General features: G+C 65.6%; 19 protein-coding genes and 1 tRNA gene. 12 read left to right on the top strand and 8 right to left on the bottom strand.

The genetic code is table 11. The annotated features are described in order from the left end of the window. Positions 1–11 precede the first annotated feature (11 nt). On the top strand, positions 12–746 hold the full coding sequence (locus LK535_RS15880) for a Crp/Fnr family transcriptional regulator (protein WP_227772905.1): 735 nt from the start codon (positions 12–14) through the stop codon (positions 744–746). On the opposite strand, the gene dprA is transcribed toward LK535_RS15880, so the two are convergent. Both dprA and plsY read right to left on the bottom strand, forming a co-directional pair. Then, positions 747–1,841: a DNA-processing protein DprA gene (dprA, locus tag LK535_RS15875; RefSeq protein ID WP_227772904.1), complete on the bottom strand. Its 1,095-nt coding sequence runs from the start codon at positions 1,839–1,841 to the stop codon at positions 747–749. Continuing rightward, on the bottom strand, positions 1,834–2,460 hold the full coding sequence (plsY, locus tag LK535_RS15870) for a glycerol-3-phosphate 1-O-acyltransferase PlsY (protein WP_415837156.1): 627 nt from the start codon (positions 2,458–2,460) through the stop codon (positions 1,834–1,836). Before plsY ends, dprA begins: the two co-directional genes overlap by 8 nt. A 110-nt stretch (positions 2,461–2,570) precedes the next feature. On the opposite strand from plsY, the gene murI reads away from it, so the two are divergent. The 10 genes from murI to LK535_RS15820 all read left to right on the top strand — a co-directional run bounded on the left by murI (position 2,571) and on the right by LK535_RS15820 (position 8,943). After that, positions 2,571–3,359, top strand: a complete 789-nt coding sequence (gene murI / locus LK535_RS15865) for a glutamate racemase (RefSeq protein ID WP_227772903.1) — start codon at positions 2,571–2,573, stop codon at positions 3,357–3,359. 98 nt (positions 3,360–3,457) lie between these two features. Beyond that, positions 3,458–4,702, top strand: coding sequence for a 5-aminolevulinate synthase (gene hemA / locus LK535_RS15860; RefSeq protein WP_227772902.1), 1,245 nt, complete (start codon positions 3,458–3,460; stop codon positions 4,700–4,702). A gap of 158 nt (positions 4,703–4,860) precedes the next feature. Further along, positions 4,861–5,730 carry a 3-hydroxyacyl-CoA dehydrogenase NAD-binding domain-containing protein gene (locus LK535_RS15855; protein WP_227772901.1) on the top strand — a complete coding sequence of 290 codons (870 nt, stop codon included), beginning with the start codon at positions 4,861–4,863 and terminating at the stop codon, positions 5,728–5,730. Positions 5,731–5,912: 182 nt separating this feature from the next. After that, the gene (infA, locus tag LK535_RS15850) at positions 5,913–6,158 is read left to right on the top strand and encodes a translation initiation factor IF-1 (RefSeq protein WP_026325702.1); all 246 of its coding nucleotides are present in this window, start codon (positions 5,913–5,915) and stop codon (positions 6,156–6,158) included. A gap of 31 nt (positions 6,159–6,189) precedes the next feature. Then, positions 6,190–6,765 carry a Maf family protein gene (locus LK535_RS15845; protein ID WP_227772900.1) on the top strand — a complete coding sequence of 192 codons (576 nt, stop codon included), beginning with the start codon at positions 6,190–6,192 and terminating at the stop codon, positions 6,763–6,765. After that, positions 6,758–7,684, top strand: a complete 927-nt coding sequence (locus tag LK535_RS15840) for a ribonuclease (protein ID WP_227772899.1) — start codon at positions 6,758–6,760, stop codon at positions 7,682–7,684. Before LK535_RS15845 ends, LK535_RS15840 begins: the two co-directional genes overlap by 8 nt. Then, positions 7,681–7,851, top strand: a complete 171-nt coding sequence (locus LK535_RS15835; protein WP_227772898.1) for a DNA gyrase inhibitor YacG — start codon at positions 7,681–7,683, stop codon at positions 7,849–7,851. Before LK535_RS15840 ends, LK535_RS15835 begins: the two co-directional genes overlap by 4 nt. A gap of 30 nt (positions 7,852–7,881) precedes the next feature. Further along, positions 7,882–7,957: transfer RNA gene (locus LK535_RS15830), tRNA-Phe, on the top strand. Between the two features lie 205 nt (positions 7,958–8,162). After that, positions 8,163–8,519, top strand: a complete 357-nt coding sequence (locus tag LK535_RS15825; protein ID WP_227772897.1) for a hypothetical protein — start codon at positions 8,163–8,165, stop codon at positions 8,517–8,519. A 283-nt stretch (positions 8,520–8,802) separates the two neighbouring features. After that, positions 8,803–8,943 carry a hypothetical protein gene (locus LK535_RS15820; protein ID WP_227772896.1) on the top strand — a complete coding sequence of 47 codons (141 nt, stop codon included), beginning with the start codon at positions 8,803–8,805 and terminating at the stop codon, positions 8,941–8,943. Positions 8,944–9,086: 143 nt separating this feature from the next. Here the strand turns inward: LK535_RS15820 and LK535_RS15815 are convergent, their stop codons facing one another. The 4 genes from LK535_RS15815 to LK535_RS15800 form a co-directional block, all read right to left on the bottom strand. After that, positions 9,087–10,175, bottom strand: coding sequence for an NAD(P)/FAD-dependent oxidoreductase (locus LK535_RS15815; RefSeq protein WP_227772895.1), 1,089 nt, complete (start codon positions 10,173–10,175; stop codon positions 9,087–9,089). Continuing rightward, complete coding sequence (locus LK535_RS15810; RefSeq protein ID WP_227772894.1) at positions 10,154–10,843, bottom strand: methyltransferase domain-containing protein; 690 nt, start codon at positions 10,841–10,843, stop codon at positions 10,154–10,156. The genes LK535_RS15815 and LK535_RS15810 overlap by 22 nt, the downstream gene beginning before the upstream one ends. After that, entirely contained in the window at positions 10,840–11,898 is a 1,059-nt protein-coding gene (locus tag LK535_RS15805; RefSeq protein WP_227772893.1) for a type III polyketide synthase, read from the bottom strand. Before LK535_RS15805 ends, LK535_RS15810 begins: the two co-directional genes overlap by 4 nt. Positions 11,899–12,047: 149 nt before the next feature. Then, positions 12,048–12,302, bottom strand: coding sequence for a DUF4214 domain-containing protein (locus LK535_RS15800; RefSeq protein WP_227772892.1), 255 nt, complete (start codon positions 12,300–12,302; stop codon positions 12,048–12,050). Positions 12,303–12,666: 364 nt separating this feature from the next. Here LK535_RS15800 and LK535_RS15795 point away from each other — a divergent pair, with 364 nt between their 5' ends. Next, the gene (locus LK535_RS15795) at positions 12,667–14,454 is read left to right on the top strand and encodes an acyltransferase family protein (RefSeq protein ID WP_227772891.1); all 1,788 of its coding nucleotides are present in this window, start codon (positions 12,667–12,669) and stop codon (positions 14,452–14,454) included. A gap of 27 nt (positions 14,455–14,481) precedes the next feature. Here LK535_RS15795 and LK535_RS15790 read toward each other — a convergent pair whose 3' ends face one another. Together LK535_RS15790 and nrdR are read right to left on the bottom strand one after the other, a co-directional pair. After that, positions 14,482–15,219 carry an RNA methyltransferase gene (locus LK535_RS15790; RefSeq protein WP_227772890.1) on the bottom strand — a complete coding sequence of 246 codons (738 nt, stop codon included), beginning with the start codon at positions 15,217–15,219 and terminating at the stop codon, positions 14,482–14,484. Positions 15,220–15,278: 59 nt separating this feature from the next. Then, positions 15,279–15,740 carry a transcriptional regulator NrdR gene (gene nrdR, locus LK535_RS15785; protein ID WP_227772889.1) on the bottom strand — a complete coding sequence of 154 codons (462 nt, stop codon included), beginning with the start codon at positions 15,738–15,740 and terminating at the stop codon, positions 15,279–15,281. Positions 15,741–15,747 lie beyond the last annotated feature (7 nt).

Below are 15,747 nucleotides of genomic sequence, written 5' to 3'. Positions count from 1 at the left end.
GGCAATCACGCGTGACAGTTAGCCGTTTTGCCGAGCGTCTCGGCGAGTTCGTCCCGTTGTGCGGTAAGGAGCGGGCCGCACTTCTGCAGTTGGAGGAACGCCAGCGCATCCTGCGCCGTGGGGCGACCTTTGTGCGCGAACATGATCCGTCAACGGAATTGTTCATTCTGAAAAGCGGGATGATGATGAGCTTCGTCATCCTTGATGACGGCAGCCGCCAGATCCTGCGCTTCATGTTTCCGGGCGACATGGTTGCCCTTCCCGCGCTCGTCTATTCCAACGCGCCCGAAACGGTGGCCGCACTTTCCGACAGTGTGGTCTGCCCGTTTGATCGCGCCATGCTGGCGCGAATCGCGGCGGACCAACCCCGCCTTTTCCTGGCCATCGTTGCGCTGGACCAGGCGGAGCGGGTCATGCTCACCGATCGGTTGGCTGGGCTTGGCCGCACGTCGGCAAAGGCGCGGGTGGCGTCCGTGTTGCTCCACGTGCGCAATCGGATGCGCCGACTTGATCTGACGCGCGGCAACAGCTTCGTTCCCGGCCTGACACAGGAGGAGATCGGCGACGCCACCGGGCTGACCGCCGTTCACGTCAACCGAATGCTTCGACAGCTCGAGGACGAACGGCTGATCGCCCGCGATTCCGGGCGATACACTTTGCTGGACGAGGAAAAGCTGACTCGGGAGGCGAATTACGTCGATCGCCTCACCGCGCTGGATCTGTCCTGGCTGCCGGCCCCCGCCTGATCAGCCGAACAGGCTGACCCGGCCCCCGGCGTGGCGCTCCAGTCGCCCGGCAAGCTCCAGTTCGAGCAGCACCATCTGCACCACCGCCGGCGCGATGGCGGATTGGCGGATCACTTCGTCCACCGCGACCGGCACCGGGCCCAGCAGCGCGGTCACGACGCGCCTCGCGGCGTCGTCCGCGTCGGCCGGCGGCTGTGGTTCATAGCGGACCACCGGCGCGTGAACGGCGCGCGGATCGATCGGGCGGACCTGCTCCATCACGTCTGCGGCGCTCTGGATCAGCGTGGCACCCTCACGGATCAGCAGATTGCATCCTTGCGCGCGCGGGTCGAGCGGGCTCCCCGGCACCGCCATCACTTCGCGGCCCGCTTCATTCGCAAGCCGCGCCGTGATCAGCGATCCCGATTTCGGTGCCGCCTCCACCACGACCGTGCCTTGCGCCAGGCCAGCGATGATCCGGTTGCGATAGGGAAAATGGCGGGCCCGCGGCTCCGTGCCCGGCGGCATTTCGGCAATTAGCAGCGCGTCTTGTGCGATCCGCTCCTGCAGGTCGGCATTTTCCGGCGGATAGGCCACATCGATTCCGCCGGCGATCACCGCAACCGTCGCCGCGCCCGCGCCCATGTGCGCCGCCGTGTCGATCCCGCGCGCCAGGCCGGAGATGACGGTTGCACCCTCCGCGGCCAGATCGTGCGCCAGCCCCCGCGCGAAGCGGCACGCTGCGGCCGAGGCATTGCGCGCGCCGACGATCGCAACCGACGGGCGAGTGGGGGGCGGCAAGGTGCCTCGCACCGTCAGCACGGCCGGCGCATCGTCCAGTTCGGCGAGCAGTGCGGGGTAGGCCGGATCGTCCAAAAACAGATGCCGTGCGCCAAGCCGCGCCACCGCTTCGACCTCGCGCGCCACCATTTTCGCATCCGCCGGCGTCGCGGCGCGCCCGCCACCACGCTTCGCAAGGTCTGGAAGCGCGTCCAGCGCCGCACGGGCACTGCCGAAGCGGCGAAGTAACTGGCGATAGGTAACCGGGCCAACCCCGGTGGTGCGGATCAGGCGGAGCCGGTCGAACGCGTCGGCCGGCGGATCCGCATCAGCCACGCTTGCTGCCGATCCGCGGCTCTGCCCCGACCAGCAACCGGCTGATATTCTCGCGGTGTTTCCAGATCACGATCAGCGCCAGAGCGAGCAGCAGGGGCACCAGGTCGAAACGGCCAAACACCGCCGCGGCCACCGGCGCGCTCGCCGCCGCGGCCATGCCGGCGACCGAGGAAATGCGGAGCGCGCCGAGCAAGCCAAGCCATACCACCGCATAGACCAGCCCCAAGGCCGGATGCAGCGCCAGCACGATGCCCATCAGCGTCGCGACGCCCTTACCACCACGAAACGCCAGCCAGACGGGATAGCAATGGCCGATAAAGGCACCGGCAGCCGCAAGCTGTTCGTTGTCGGGCAGCAGTGCGGTGGCGATCACAACCGCGCACCATCCCTTGGCGAGATCCAGCAGCAAGGTGGCCGCGGCCAGCCCCTTGCGCCCTGTCCGCAGCACATTGGTCGCACCGATGTTGCCGGAGCCAATCTGGCGCAGGTCGCCCGCCCCCGCGGCACGCGTCAACAGCACACCGAAGGGAATGGAGCCCAGCAGATAGCCAAGCATCAGCGCCGCCAGGGGCGGCATCCAGACGATCTCCGTTTCCAGTATATTCCCTCCGTTGATCATGACGATAGCTCAATGACCGGGCATTTTCCAATAGACAAATCAGGAACAGCGCCGTCGCCCCGGAGCGCCGCAACCTTTCAAGCCGCCTCCGCTTTCCCTAAGGCGCCGGCATGAGCGACCCGCGCCCGATCCTGTTCTTCGATTCCGGCGTCGGCGGCCTATCCATCGTTGCCCCGACCCGGATCGCCGTTCCCGACGCCCGCTTCGTTTATGTCGCCGATTCCGCCGGATTTCCTTACGGGATCAAGGATGAGGCGGAGATTGCCGGGCGCGTGCCTGCCCTGCTTGGCCGCCTTGCGGAACGCTATGCGCCGCGGTTGATCGTGATCGCCTGCAACACGGCATCGACGATCGCCTTGCCGGCCGTACGCCGCGCGCTGGATATTCCGATCGTCGGCACCGTTCCCGCCATCAAACCGGCGGCAGCACACAGCCGGACTCGCACCATCGGCGTGCTCGGCACGGAGGCGACGGTCCGACAAGCCTATGTCGACGATCTCGCCGCGCGCTTTGCGTCCGATTGCAGGGTCATCCGCCATGGATCGGCAGAACTTGTGACGCTGGCCGAGGCGAAGTTGCGCGGCGAACCTGTGTCCACCGCGGAGACGCGAAGGGCGATCGCCCCGATGCTGGCCGCGCATGGCGCCGATTCGATGGATACGGTGGCACTCGCCTGCACCCACTTTCCCCTGCTGGCCGAAGAGCTCGCGGGGGCATTCGGCCGGCCCGTCACCTTTGTCGACGGTGGCCCGGGGATCGCCCGGCGCGTCGCCCATCTTACTCGGGATCAGTCCTTCGCCCGCACCGTTCCGGACCTCGCCGTTTTCACCGGGCCGGTCGGCACTGGGCTGGATCAGGCAATGGCCAGCTACGGCTTTGACAGCTGCATTCAGCTGTAGCGCCGGTGCATCGCTCGACGAAAGAGCGACAGGAACGATCACTCAAAACGCCTGAATCCGCTGGCATTACCACTGACACAAGGGTAAGCGGCGGGGCCATGTCCATCGACGCTCTTTCGGCCAAGCCGGTCGATTACACCCGCGCCTTTTCACAGGCGATCGACCGTCTCCATGCCGAAGGCCGTTACCGCGTCTTCATCGATATCCTGCGCAACAAGGGTCATTATCCCAGCGCGCGCTGCTTCGCCGGCCACAATGGCCCGAAGCCGATCACCGTCTGGTGCTCGAACGATTATCTCGCAATGGGCCAGCACCCCAAGGTGATCGCGGCGATGGAAGAGGCGCTGCATGATGTCGGCGCCGGCTCCGGCGGTACGCGCAACATCGGCGGCAACACGCATTACCATGTCGATCTGGAGGCCGAGCTTGCCGACCTCCACGGCAAGGAAGGCGCGCTGCTGTTCACCTCCGGCTATGTCTCGAACGAGGCGACGCTGGCGACGCTGGCCAAGGTGCTGCCGGGCTGCATCATCTATTCGGACGAGCTGAACCACGCCTCGATGATCGCCGGAATCCGCAATGCCGGCTGCGAGAAGCGCGTGTTCCGTCACAATGACCTGGCGCATCTCGAGGAACTGCTCGCCGCCGACGATCCCGCGACGCCCAAGCTGATCGCGTTCGAGAGCGTCTATTCGATGGAGGGCGATGTCGCCCCGATCGCCGCGATCTGCGATCTTGCCGACAAGTATAACGCGCTGACCTATCTCGACGAAGTCCATGCCGTCGGCATGTACGGCGCGCGCGGCGGCGGCATTTCGGAGCGGGACGAGGTCGCGCACCGCCTGACCATCATCGAAGGCACGCTGGGCAAGGCGTTCGGCGTCATGGGTGGCTATATCGCCGCCGATCGGACGATCATCGACGTCATCCGCAGCTATGCCCCGGGCTTCATCTTCACCACCTCGCTCTCGCCCGTGCTGGTCGCCGGCGTGCTGGCGAGCGTGCGCCACCTCAAGAGCTCCTCGGTCGAGCGCGACGGCCAGCAGGCTGCGGCCGCACGGCTGAAGGAAATGATGACCGAGGCCGGCCTGCCGGTGATGATCGGCGACACGCATATCGTGCCGGTGATGGTCGGCGATCCGGTAAAGGCGAAGAAGATCAGCGACGTGCTGCTCGCCGAATACGGCATCTACGTTCAGCCGATCAATTACCCGACGGTCCCGCGCGGCACCGAGCGGCTGCGCTTCACGCCCGGCCCTGCGCACAGCGAAGCGATGATGCAGGAACTGACCGACGCCTTGGTCGAGATCTGGGATCGGCTGGACCTGCGCAAGGCCGCCTGAGCGACAATCAAGACGGGGAGCGGCACGCTCCCCCTTCCGCTTCCTGACCGGGCTGCGGCGCACGTCGAATCGCGCCCGGCGTCGATTCCCGCTTCGACAAATCGTGTCGCAAGCGGCTAGAGCGCTCCCCTCGTGAGTTCGAACAAGGGAAGACAATCATGCAGGCAGTCGGCGTCATCGGCGCAGGGCAGATGGGCGCGGGGATCGCGCAGGTTTCCGCCCAGGCCGGCTATCGCGTCCTCCTGACCGACGTCGACAAGGCGCGCGCCGAGGCTGGCAAGGCGGGGATCGCCCGGCAGCTCGATCGTGCGGTCGAGAAGGGCAAGATCGAGCCGCAGGCGCGCGAGCAGGCGCTGGCCCGGATCGAGCCGATCGAGGGCGTCCAGGGCATGTCGTCGTGCGGCTTGGTCATCGAGGCAGCGACCGAGCGTGAGGAAGTGAAGCGGGCGATCTTTGCACAGGTCGGCACCGTGCTCGGCCATCAGGCGATCCTCGCCTCCAACACCTCGTCGATCCCGATCACGCGGCTGGCGCAGGCCTCACCCGATCCCGCCCGCTTCATCGGCGTGCATTTCTTCAATCCGGTGCCGGTGATGGGCCTGATCGAGGTGATCCGCGGCCTCGCCACATCGGCGGGGACGGTGAAGACGGTTGAGACCTACGCCACCGCGCTCGGCAAGGCGGTCGTCCATGCCCATGACGCACCGGGCTTCATCGTCAATCGCATCCTGATGCCGATGCTGAACGAGGCGTGCTTCGCACTGGGTGAAGGCGTCGCCACCATTCGCGACATCGATCTTGCCTGCCAGCTCGGCCTCAACCACCCGATGGGTCCGCTGACGCTCGCCGACTTCATCGGGCTCGACACCTGCCTCGAAATCACCCGCGTGCTGTTCGAGTCGACGGGGGATCCCAAGTTCCGCCCGGCACCGCTGCTGGTGAAATATGTCGAGGCCGGCTGGTACGGGAAGAAGACCAAGCGCGGCTTCTACGATTATACCGGCGACACGCCCGTCCCGACACGATAAGGCTGATTCATCGGTCGCTATAGGCCGGACGCGCGAAGGTCATTCCTCTCGCGCGGTTGAATTGTTCCTGTTCCGGCCACACTTTGGCTGCATCGTTGCTGGTGCTTTTCCGGCGCGCCTTTCCTTTTGGCGCTCCTTCGGCTAAGCGCGCGCGCGCCCTCATCCGCAGAAAGACTGATTTTTTGGCGAAAGAAGAACTCCTCGAAATGCGCGGCCAAGTGGTCGAGCTCCTGCCCAACGCCATGTTCCGCGTCCGGCTGGAGAATGATCACGAGATCCTCGGCCACACTGCCGGCAAGATGCGCAAGAACCGCATCCGCGTGCTGGTTGGTGACGAGGTGCTCGTTGAGCTGACCCCTTATGACCTGACCAAGGGGCGGATCACCTACCGCTTCATGCCCGGCCGCGGCGGCCCCGGCCCGCAATAAGGCTGGCGCCCGTTACGTGGTGGGTGGGCCTTTGCCCGCCGATCTGATCCTAGGCTCCGCTTCGCCTCGTCGGCTGGCGCTGCTTGCCCAGATCGGCGTCGTTCCCGTGCGCGTGGTCGCCCCTGACGTCGATGAAACGCCGCTGAAGGCGGAACGTCCGCGTGATTATGTTCTGCGCGTTGCCGCGGCGAAGGCCGCTGCCGTTCCGCGCGCCGATGGTGAGGTTGTTCTCGCCGCCGATACCAGCATCGCCGTTGGCCCGCGGATCCTCGGCAAGCCCGCTGACGAGCGTGATCTTGTCACGATGCTCCGGTTGCTCTCCGGCCGCCGCCACCATTGCCTGTCGGCCGTGGTCGTGGTCGATGGCACCGGCAAGACGCGCACCCGGCTTTCTGACACGATTGTCGCCTTCAAGCCGCTGAGCGAGGCGGAGATCGCCAGCTATGTCGCCAGCGGCGAAGGGATGGGAAAGGCGGGCGGTTACGCGATTCAGGGCCGCGCCGAGGGGTTCGTTCGTCGCATCGACGGCTCCTACTCGGGTGTGGTCGGCTTGCCTCTGTTCGAAACCCGTGCGCTGCTGGTGACGGCGGGCGTCATCCTTGGCTGAGTGGCTCTTCGAAGCCGGTATTGGCGAGCAGCGCGCCGCCCTGATCGACGATGATGGCCGGATCGTACGCGCACGGATCGCGGTGGACGGCGCCGGCCCGATGCCCGGCCTCATTGCCCCCGCGCGGCTGATCGAGCGCAGCCTTGCCCGGCTCGACAGTGGTGAGGAGGTCGCCCTTTCCCGTCCGCCCGCTGGCGTTACTCTTGGCGCTGCCATCCGGGTTGAAATCACCCGCGCCGCCATTCCGGAGCCCGGCCGCCCGAAGCTGCCGCGTGGCCGGAGCACCGATGTTTCCGCCCGCCCCGCGCCTACGCTGCGCGAACGCCTGACCGACGCTCCCGTACGCGAGCTGCGCCCCCACGAACCGGACGCGCTGGAGGCCGCTGGCTGGTCGGAGGTGCTGGAGGAGGCGCTGACCGGCGACATCTCCTTTCCCGGCGGAATGCTTCGCTTCTGGCCGACCCCGGCCATGGCCCTGTTCGACGTCGATGGCGACCCGCCACTCGATTCGCTTGCCGTACGCGCTGCCGGCGCGGTCGCCGCCGCGATCGAGCGCCTCGACATCGGCGGTTCGATCGGCATCGACTTTCCCACGCTCGCCGGGCGCGACGCACGGCATGCGGTCGCCGCGGCGATCGATTCGCGGCTTCCCCAGCCCTTCGAGCGAACTGCCGTGAACGGCTTTGGCTTCCTGCAGATCGTGCGTGGCCGATTTCACCCGTCCGTGGCCGAAATACTTCGCGCGGACCCCATCGGTGCTGCAGCCCGGGCCGCGTTGCGCCAGATCGAACGCACGCCCGCCTCATCGTCTAGCCGATTTCGCCTGCCCGCCGCCGTTCGCGATCGCATCACCGGCCGGCCAGATTGGATCGCCGCGCTCGTGCAACGCACCGGCCGTACTCCCATATTCGACGAATGACCGACACCTGCCCCCTCTGCGCGCATCCCAGCGATCCCGCGAACGCCCCCTTCTGCTCGCGTCGCTGCAAGGATCGCGACCTGCTACAATGGCTCGGCGAAGGATATCGCATTCCGGGCGCACAGATCGATCCGGATGGGCTGGACAGCGGCCGTTCAGCCGATTAGGGGGACCGCTCCCCGACGTTCTGTCGGTGTGCCCAGGTAGCTCAGTTGGTAGAGCATGCGACTGAAAATCGCAGTGTCGGCGGTTCGATCCCGTCCCTGGGCACCACTTCTTACAGCTAAGTGGTTGTAACGGCGCCGTGATCGTGCTCCTGGCGCGCGCCGGTCAGCCTAACGTCGGAAGCTTGTGTAACCGCACTGAGGATCCGGCGTCCGCTGCCACCAGCGGCTGAATTGGCAATTGCCCTTCGCGCCATCATCCTATTGCCCGCCTTCCCGCTCAGCGACATGGTCGACCAGCCGGAGGAATGAGCATGGGTGAAGTCAAAGCGCTCCACGAGCGGGTCATTGAGGTGGCGATGCAAGGCGATGCTGCGTGGTTTGACCAGCGCGCCGATCGCCGCATCCGTTTGCGCAATGCGGTGCCGCTGGAATTCAACCGCGATCTCGGCGAACCGCCGGTTGGCATGACGTGGCGGGCGATCGTAATTGAAGCACAGCCCGGTGTTCGCGCCCGGCAACCAGTTGCCCTTCCGATCGGCATCGAAAACGACTCGATGTCGGAAGAGGATCTGTTCAGGCTCTTCATGCAGGCGGCACCGAAAGAAGCGAAAGCCACGCTAAAGCGGCTAAGGCGAATCAAGCTGCCCGGCACGCCAGCCACGAAATAGGACGAGCCTTCACGCAGCCGCGATCGCTGCTCATCCCCAGCACTGCAGCAATCAGACAGCGCGGCACGATCGCACGAGCGCGCAGCATCAAGCTCGATCCGAACGCCCAAGGTCCGTGTCGGCGAGATGACCGAAGCTGCTGAACGCGAGCATCCGCAAGCCTCGGCAGGATCGACCGGGCGCTGATCTCTGCGGCCCGACTCCTGCCTCGGCACGCTGACCACCTGCGTCCGTCCATTCGGCCGGCTCGTGCGTTGTCGCGCTACTGGCGCAGGAGATGATCATGAATCCGACCCGCATCCCCGGCAATGAACCCGACCCGGGCGACATGTCGACGGAACCGACCATGCCCACGCCGGCCGATCAGCCGAGCGAGCATGACTTGCCTGATGACCAAGCCGACAAGCTCGGCAATTTTGCCTGATCGAAGGAGCGCAACATGATCAACGATCCCGGATCCGAGAAGCCGAACGAGACCGAGAAGGAAGAGGAGATGGAGAAAGTGCAGGAGGACGCCGCCGAAGAGCGCGAGAACAACGGCGGCTATCAGTAAGACGCCGTAGCGGCTCAGACGCGGGTGGCACGCGCCAGCAGCGGCAACAAAGCGGGCGAAAGTCGCGCCAGACGAACGCTCAGTCCGCGCAGCCAAGGCTGTTCGCCCACGTGCCAAGCTGCGGCGGCGATCCCGATCGGCCGGCGCAGTCGTTCGGCTAGTTGTCGCTGGAACGACAGGGCGGCCGCAGTCCCGCCGGCCCTATAGGCATCGGCGGCGGCAAGCGCGCTGGCCACAGCGATCGCCATCCCCTCGCCGGCGAGGGAAGGAATGACCCCCGCCTGATCGCCGAGCCGGAAGACGCCGGGCGTGGTTGAGGTGGCGCGCCAGCCGTAGGGCACGTTTGCCACCGCATCGATCCCGGCGCCCGGTTCCCGTAGCGCCAGTCGTTCGCCCAGCGCCGGCAGCTCGCTTCCCAGCGCGTCAAGCAGCCGGTCGGGCGTGCCCGCCGCTTGCAAGCGCGACCGGCGCACCGCCATGCACAGGTTGCCGCTGCCATCCTCCTGCCGGACCAGGCCTGCATAACCGCCATCCATCAGATGCAATTCGATTGCGTCGCCCACCAATCGATCCAGCGCTATCCCCGGGGCTAGACGGACCCGTATCCCCAGCGTTGGATCATCGCCGCGTGCTTCCGGCGGACGCGGCAGACCGCGCGTATCGTGCTTGCCACTGGCCAGGAACAGCGTGTCGGCCCCGATGCATGCGCCGTCATCCAGGCGGGCGACGCCGTCCGTAACCCCACGCACGCCGATGCCGCGCTCGATCATCGCTCCTTCGCGTTCTGCGGCAGCGAGCAAGAGGGAGTCGAGCCGGCGCCTGGACACGGCCCTCGCCGGCGAGGGCAACGGCGCTTCCGCCACCGCGCCGCGCGTCATCAGCCGAACGCGCGTCACGGTGAGCGGATTAAGCGCCTCGCCTTCGATGCCGAGCCGCTCCAGCATCGCCAGCATATGCCAGCTGAGAAAGCCGCCGCACAACGCATCCGGCGTTTCTCGCGTCCTCTCCACGAGAAGATGCGGTATGCCCATGCATGCCAGCCGGAGCGCCAGCGTCGCCCCTGCCGGGCCGCCGCCGACGATCAGCGCCGGCGCTCTACGCATAACCGAAATGGAAAGACGCGAGTTATGCGTGCCCCGACGATCCCGGCGTCGGCGAGCAACGCCACCCAGTCGGCGGGGCGAAACGAACGGGCGATCGACACCGTCCCATCATGCCGAACAATGGGATGCCACCGCGCGATCCGCGCCAGCAGCGGGAAGCCGCGATGCGCAAGCGTGTGACGCATCAGGTCGTTGATGAACCAACCCACTCCAGCATGCGCCTCCATGAAGCGCAGAAAGGCGACCAATTCGTCCTGAGTCATGTGATGAGCGACAAGGCTCGAGATTATTACGTCCCAATTCTGATCGGCCAGCTGAGCGTAATCCCCCGTGATCCAGCGGATCTGCGACCCGACAGGTGTATGTTCGCGCGCCGCCGCTTCGCTGCGCGGATTGCAATCGACCCCGACCAGATCGACGGCAAGGTCATGTCGCGCAGCCCAACGTTCGATCCGTCGCAGCATGTCGCCGTCGCCAAAACCGACGTCGAGGATGCGCAGGCGCTGCCTCGCCCCCGCCACCCGGTTCAGAAACGCAAGAGTCGGCCTGGCCGCCAGCGTCACGGTATTTACGCGGGCGAGGTCTCCCACGACTGCGGCGTAAACCTCGGGGTCGAGGTCGTCGGCATCCATCAGTTCGGTCGCGTCGAGACGCGTCGCCAGGCTCATGCCGCGCTCGCGAAGCGGAAGCCTTCCGCGGCCAGACCCGGCCCGAACGCCAGCGCCACACCCTGTCCGAAGATCGGCCGGCCGAGCATCCGCGCCAGGACGAACATCAGCGTGGAGGACGACATGTTGCCATTGTCCGACAATACCGCACGCGAATCAGAAAGGGCATCCTCGGGCAGATTGAGCGACCGCCCAACGGCGTCGAGGATGGAGCGTCCCCCTGCGTGGACGGCCCATGCATCCACTGCCGAAGGTGGCATCCCGCCGGTGATCGCCAGGGCGAAGTTGGCATCGGCCAGCGCTGCAGCGATCCGCCCGGGTACCTCGCCCGACAAATGCATCGCGAAGCCGTGGTCGGTCACGGTCCAACGGATCAGGTCGGCGCTGTCGGGCAGTGTTGTTGCAAAAGGCTGCCCAAGCTCGATACCCCCGTGCTCGCCGCTGACCAGCGCAGCCGCCGCGCCATCGCCGAACTGTAGCATGGCGAGCAGCGCCTCCAGATCGTCCGTTTCCTGCAGGTGCAGCGACGAGAGTTCGACGGTGACGACGAGCACGTGCGCGGCCGGATCGGAACGCACGATGTGCCGCGCCGTGCGCAATGCCGCGACGGCGGCATAACACCCCATGAAGCCGATCAGAACTCGCTCTGTTGATGCCGGCAGGTTGAGCCGGGCAGCGATGATCTGATCGATGCCAGGCGCGACGAAGCCGGTGCAGCTCGCCACCACCAGGTGTGTGATCCCTTGTAGACTCACCTTGTCGCCCAGGTCGCTTATGGCGCGCAATGCCAGCGCCGGGGCAGCATGGGCGTAGATGTCCATCCGCGCCGCGGTGCCCGGCCATCGATCTGCACCGTACAGGCCATTCGGCCCGGTGGGATCGGACGCCTCCGACAGCACCGACCAACGGTGCGCAATGCCCGCTCGCGCCGCCATGCGATCGAACAATGCCGCCTCACGGCCGCCGCCCAGCCGCTGCCGCGCCCAGGCGATGAAGATCGGATGCACGTCGTGGCCGGGAACTGCAGTCCCGATCGCGTGGAGAAAAGCCGACAAGCGCCCTCGCAATACAAATAACCGCCTGACAACGCGCAGCCCGCCTCCATGGCGCCGCTCGCGATCGTCAGTCGGCCAAATATTTACGCTGGCCTCTTCGCGACGCTTCCCTGGTGCTAGTCCTTACAAGGTTTTGGGGAGGGTATCGTTCAGCGCTTCGTCAGCGCAAGGTGGTGCTCACGGAACTTGCGAGCCTCCTCGCTCATCACCATCGAACGAACGACGGCGATCAGCGTTTCTCGATCCGGCGCTTTCAGGATCATCTCGCGATATTGGCCCATCCCAGACGCATCGGGCGCTCGGCCGAAGATCGCGTGGTAGCAGATATCAACGAAGGCTTTCGCCTCACAGTCGCTGAAATTCAGCGCTTTACCGACCGCACCAGACTTCCGACTCTGCAGCATATCTTCCTTCCCCAAAGAAGACTGCCGGTTAGCGAGGGATGGTTAATGTGAAAACGGCCCCGTGTAGCATGCTGTACCGCTTAGGGACATACCTGGTGGTAGCGCGAAGGTGACGAAGATCAAAAGCGACTTGGCACAGGTCCATATCTGACCCGCGCAACATGCGGCTAAATCAAATTTGTATCCGCTATATGGCGATCGACTTGCCGAAAGTCCGGCTAGTTCAAACCACCATCGCCGCGTCAGCGCCTGAAGCAACCATTCCGGTTGTAATCGTCGCCTTGATAGCTGTTCCCAGCGTTGCTTGCTGACAAAGTAGGCGCTGCTCGTTTACCACATCCCGAACGGGCAAGGGGGCGCTCGAGTGAAGCATCGTCGTGAGATCGACGGGCTGCGAACTGTCGCAGTCCTGCCAGTTCTGTTGAGCCACGCCGGCCTTTCGCTGTTTGCCGGCGGCTTCGTGGGCGTGGACATATTCTTCGTCATCAGCGGCTATCTGATTACCGGCATCATCGTGTCGGAACTGGACGAGCAACGCTTTTCCATTCTGCGCTTCTATGAACGCCGCACACGACGATTGCTGCCTGCCCTCTTCGTCGTCATGGCCGCCTGCCTGATCGCCGGATGGTTTCTGATGAGCGCTGATGCCTACCAGAACCTGGGGCAGAGCGTCGTCGCCACCACATTATTTTCGAACAACATCCTGCTGACGATCACCAGCGGCTATTGGGACATGGAGTCACAATTCAAGCCGTTGCTCCACACCTGGAGCCTGGGCGTCGAGGAGCAATATTACATCGTCGTGCCCCTGCTGCTGGCGGGGGTGCATCGATACTCGCGGCGGCATGTGCCCCTGGCGTTCGCCGCGATCGGCGTCGTCAGCTTCGCACTATGCCTCTGGAGCATTCGCGCGCACCCGGTCGGCAACTTCTACCTGCTGCACACCCGCGCGTGGGAGTTAGCAGCGGGTGGCTGGGCAGCAACGATCCGCTCGCCTGAAAGCCAACGTGGGTCCGGCACGCTATCGCTCCTCGGGCTGCTGATGATCGCCGCTGCCGTATTCACGCTTTCCGAAGGCTCGCCGTCGCCTTCCCCGGCGATGCTGCTGCCGGTCGCCGGCACTACCCTGATTCTGCTATATTGCCGCGCAGGGTTGGTGCACCGCCTGCTCTCGTCGGCACCGATGGTGGGCATCGGGCTGATCAGCTACAGTACCTATCTCTGGCATCAGCCGCTGTTCGCCTTTCTGCGGATCGCGAGCAGCAATCCGCCAGCGATCTGGCAGTTCGTCGCCCTCATCCCCGTTGCCCTGGCCCTCGCATGGGTCAGCTGGCGCTTCGTGGAGCGGCCATTCCGTAGCCGGTCCATGCGCTTCCGCACCATCGCTGCGGTGCTGGCGCCCTCAGCGTTCGCTTTGCTGGTGCTCGGAGCCGCCCTGCACTTGCGCGGTGGCCTGCCGCAGCGGTTCGATGTCGCGCCAGACGCTGACCGGCCGGCTACGTACAAGGCGTACAACATGCGCGTGCTCGAGATGAAGGTCGATCGCTTTCCCCCTGGCGCGCGGCAGCGGGCGCTTGTTCTGGGAAACAGCACGGGGCGTGATTTCGTGAACATGATCCGCGAGGCGAATGCATTGCCCGGCTATGCAATCGTGTATCGCGACGACCTCGATCTATGCGAGGGCCAACGGCTCAGTGCCGGCAAGCGCGCACTTGTCACGGCGGCAACCCTGGTCGTGCTCGTGTACGACCACAAGCCACGCCAGACCTGTGACGGCCGGCAACTGGCGGGCGATCCGGATCTGCACGGGAAAATCGTCTTCATCGGCCCCAAGGATTTCGGCACGAACCTCAATCCCTACGCTCGCCTGCCCTTGAACGAACGAGCAGCGGCGCGTGTTCAGCTCTCGAACCAGGCATTCGCCGCGAGCCGGCTGTATCGCGCGATCACCCCAGCCGGGCTTTACGTGGACGTGATCGCCGCGCTGTCGCCTGATGGCCGGCATATGCCGATCTTCGACTCACAGGGCCGGATTCTCAGCGAGGACCGGGTTCATGTCACCCGCGCCGGCGCCCGATTCGTCGGCGCGCGCGTGTTTCGCCAGCCGGCTTGGCAACAGATCATCGCCCGCGACGCCGAACGCCTGGACTGACGGTGCGCGTTCGAATGACCCTGCGGATCAGCTGGATCGTTTCGCCTTTGCGCCGCTCAGCGCCGACAGGACCCCGCGGAGCGTACGCACTTCCTGGCTGCTCCAGCCTGGTTTGGTCAGCAGCGTGCGCAGGGTGCGCCGGGTGGCCGGCGTGCGGTCGGGCGGGAAGAAGAAGTTCGCCTGTTCGAGCATGGCGTCCAGCTGCCCGATCATGCCTTCCAGCTCCTCCTGCGGCGCAGGGGGATCAAGCGCCACTTCCGGCGGCGACGCCAGCGCCTCGCCCTTGGACCATTCGTAGGCGACCAGGATCACCGCTTGGGCCAGGTTCAGGCTGCCGAACTCGGGATTGATCGGGACAGTCAGGATGCTGCGCGCCAGCGCGACGTCCTCGGTCTCAAGCCCCGACCGCTCCGGTCCGAATAGGATAGCGCTGCGGCCGGGGCTCGCACGCATTTGCCCAGCCGCTTCTTCAGGGGTCACGACAGGTTTGGTGATCCCCCGCTTACGTACCGTGGTGGCGTAAACGTGCGGGCAATCAGCAACTGCTTCCGCCACCGAATCGAACACCTTGGCATTGGCGAGCACGATGTCTGCGCCGGATGCTGCAGGGCCAGCGGCTGGGTTTGGCCATCCGTCCCGAGGGGCGACCAGCCGCATCTCCGTCAGCCCGAAGTTGAGCATGGCACGCGCCGCCTTGCCGATGTTCTCGCCGAGCTGCGGCCGAACAAGGACGATAACGGGCGATTGTGAAGCATCAGCAGTCATGGCTTGCGCCTATCCGGCGACCGGGTGCCGACACAAGCACCCGATCCGAAAGCCGCCGCTCAGCTCCGACCGGCTTCTTCTACGGTCCCGGCGAATTCCTCGAAGTCGCGGGCCTCGCTGAAATCGCGATAGACACTGGCGAAACGGATATAGGCCACAGAGTCCAGGCCTTTCAGCGCGTCCATCACCATTTCGCCGATCCGCTTGGACGTGACCTCGGCCTCGCCGCTGGTTTCCAGCTGACGCTGGATCCCGCTCACCAGCCGCTCGATCGCAAGCGTGTCCAGCGGCCGCTTGCGCGCGGCGATACCGATCGAGCGGAGCAGCTTCTCGCGGTCGAACGGTTCGCGCCGATCCTCCGACTTCACGACGGTCAGCTCGCGCAGCTGAATACGTTCAAAGGTGGTGAAGCGCGCGGCGCAGCCCTCGCACTGGCGACGGCGGCGGATCGCCGCGCCGTCGTCGGTGGGCCGGCTGTCCTTCACCTGGCTCGCGTCGTGGCCGCAGAAGGGGCAGCGCATGGGTCAG

It is taken from the genome of Sphingomonas sp. IC4-52, from assembly GCF_020707225.1.
In the GTDB taxonomy this organism is placed as follows: domain Bacteria; phylum Pseudomonadota; class Alphaproteobacteria; order Sphingomonadales; family Sphingomonadaceae; genus Sphingomonas.
This window is presented reverse-complemented; position numbering and strand designations above follow the sequence as displayed.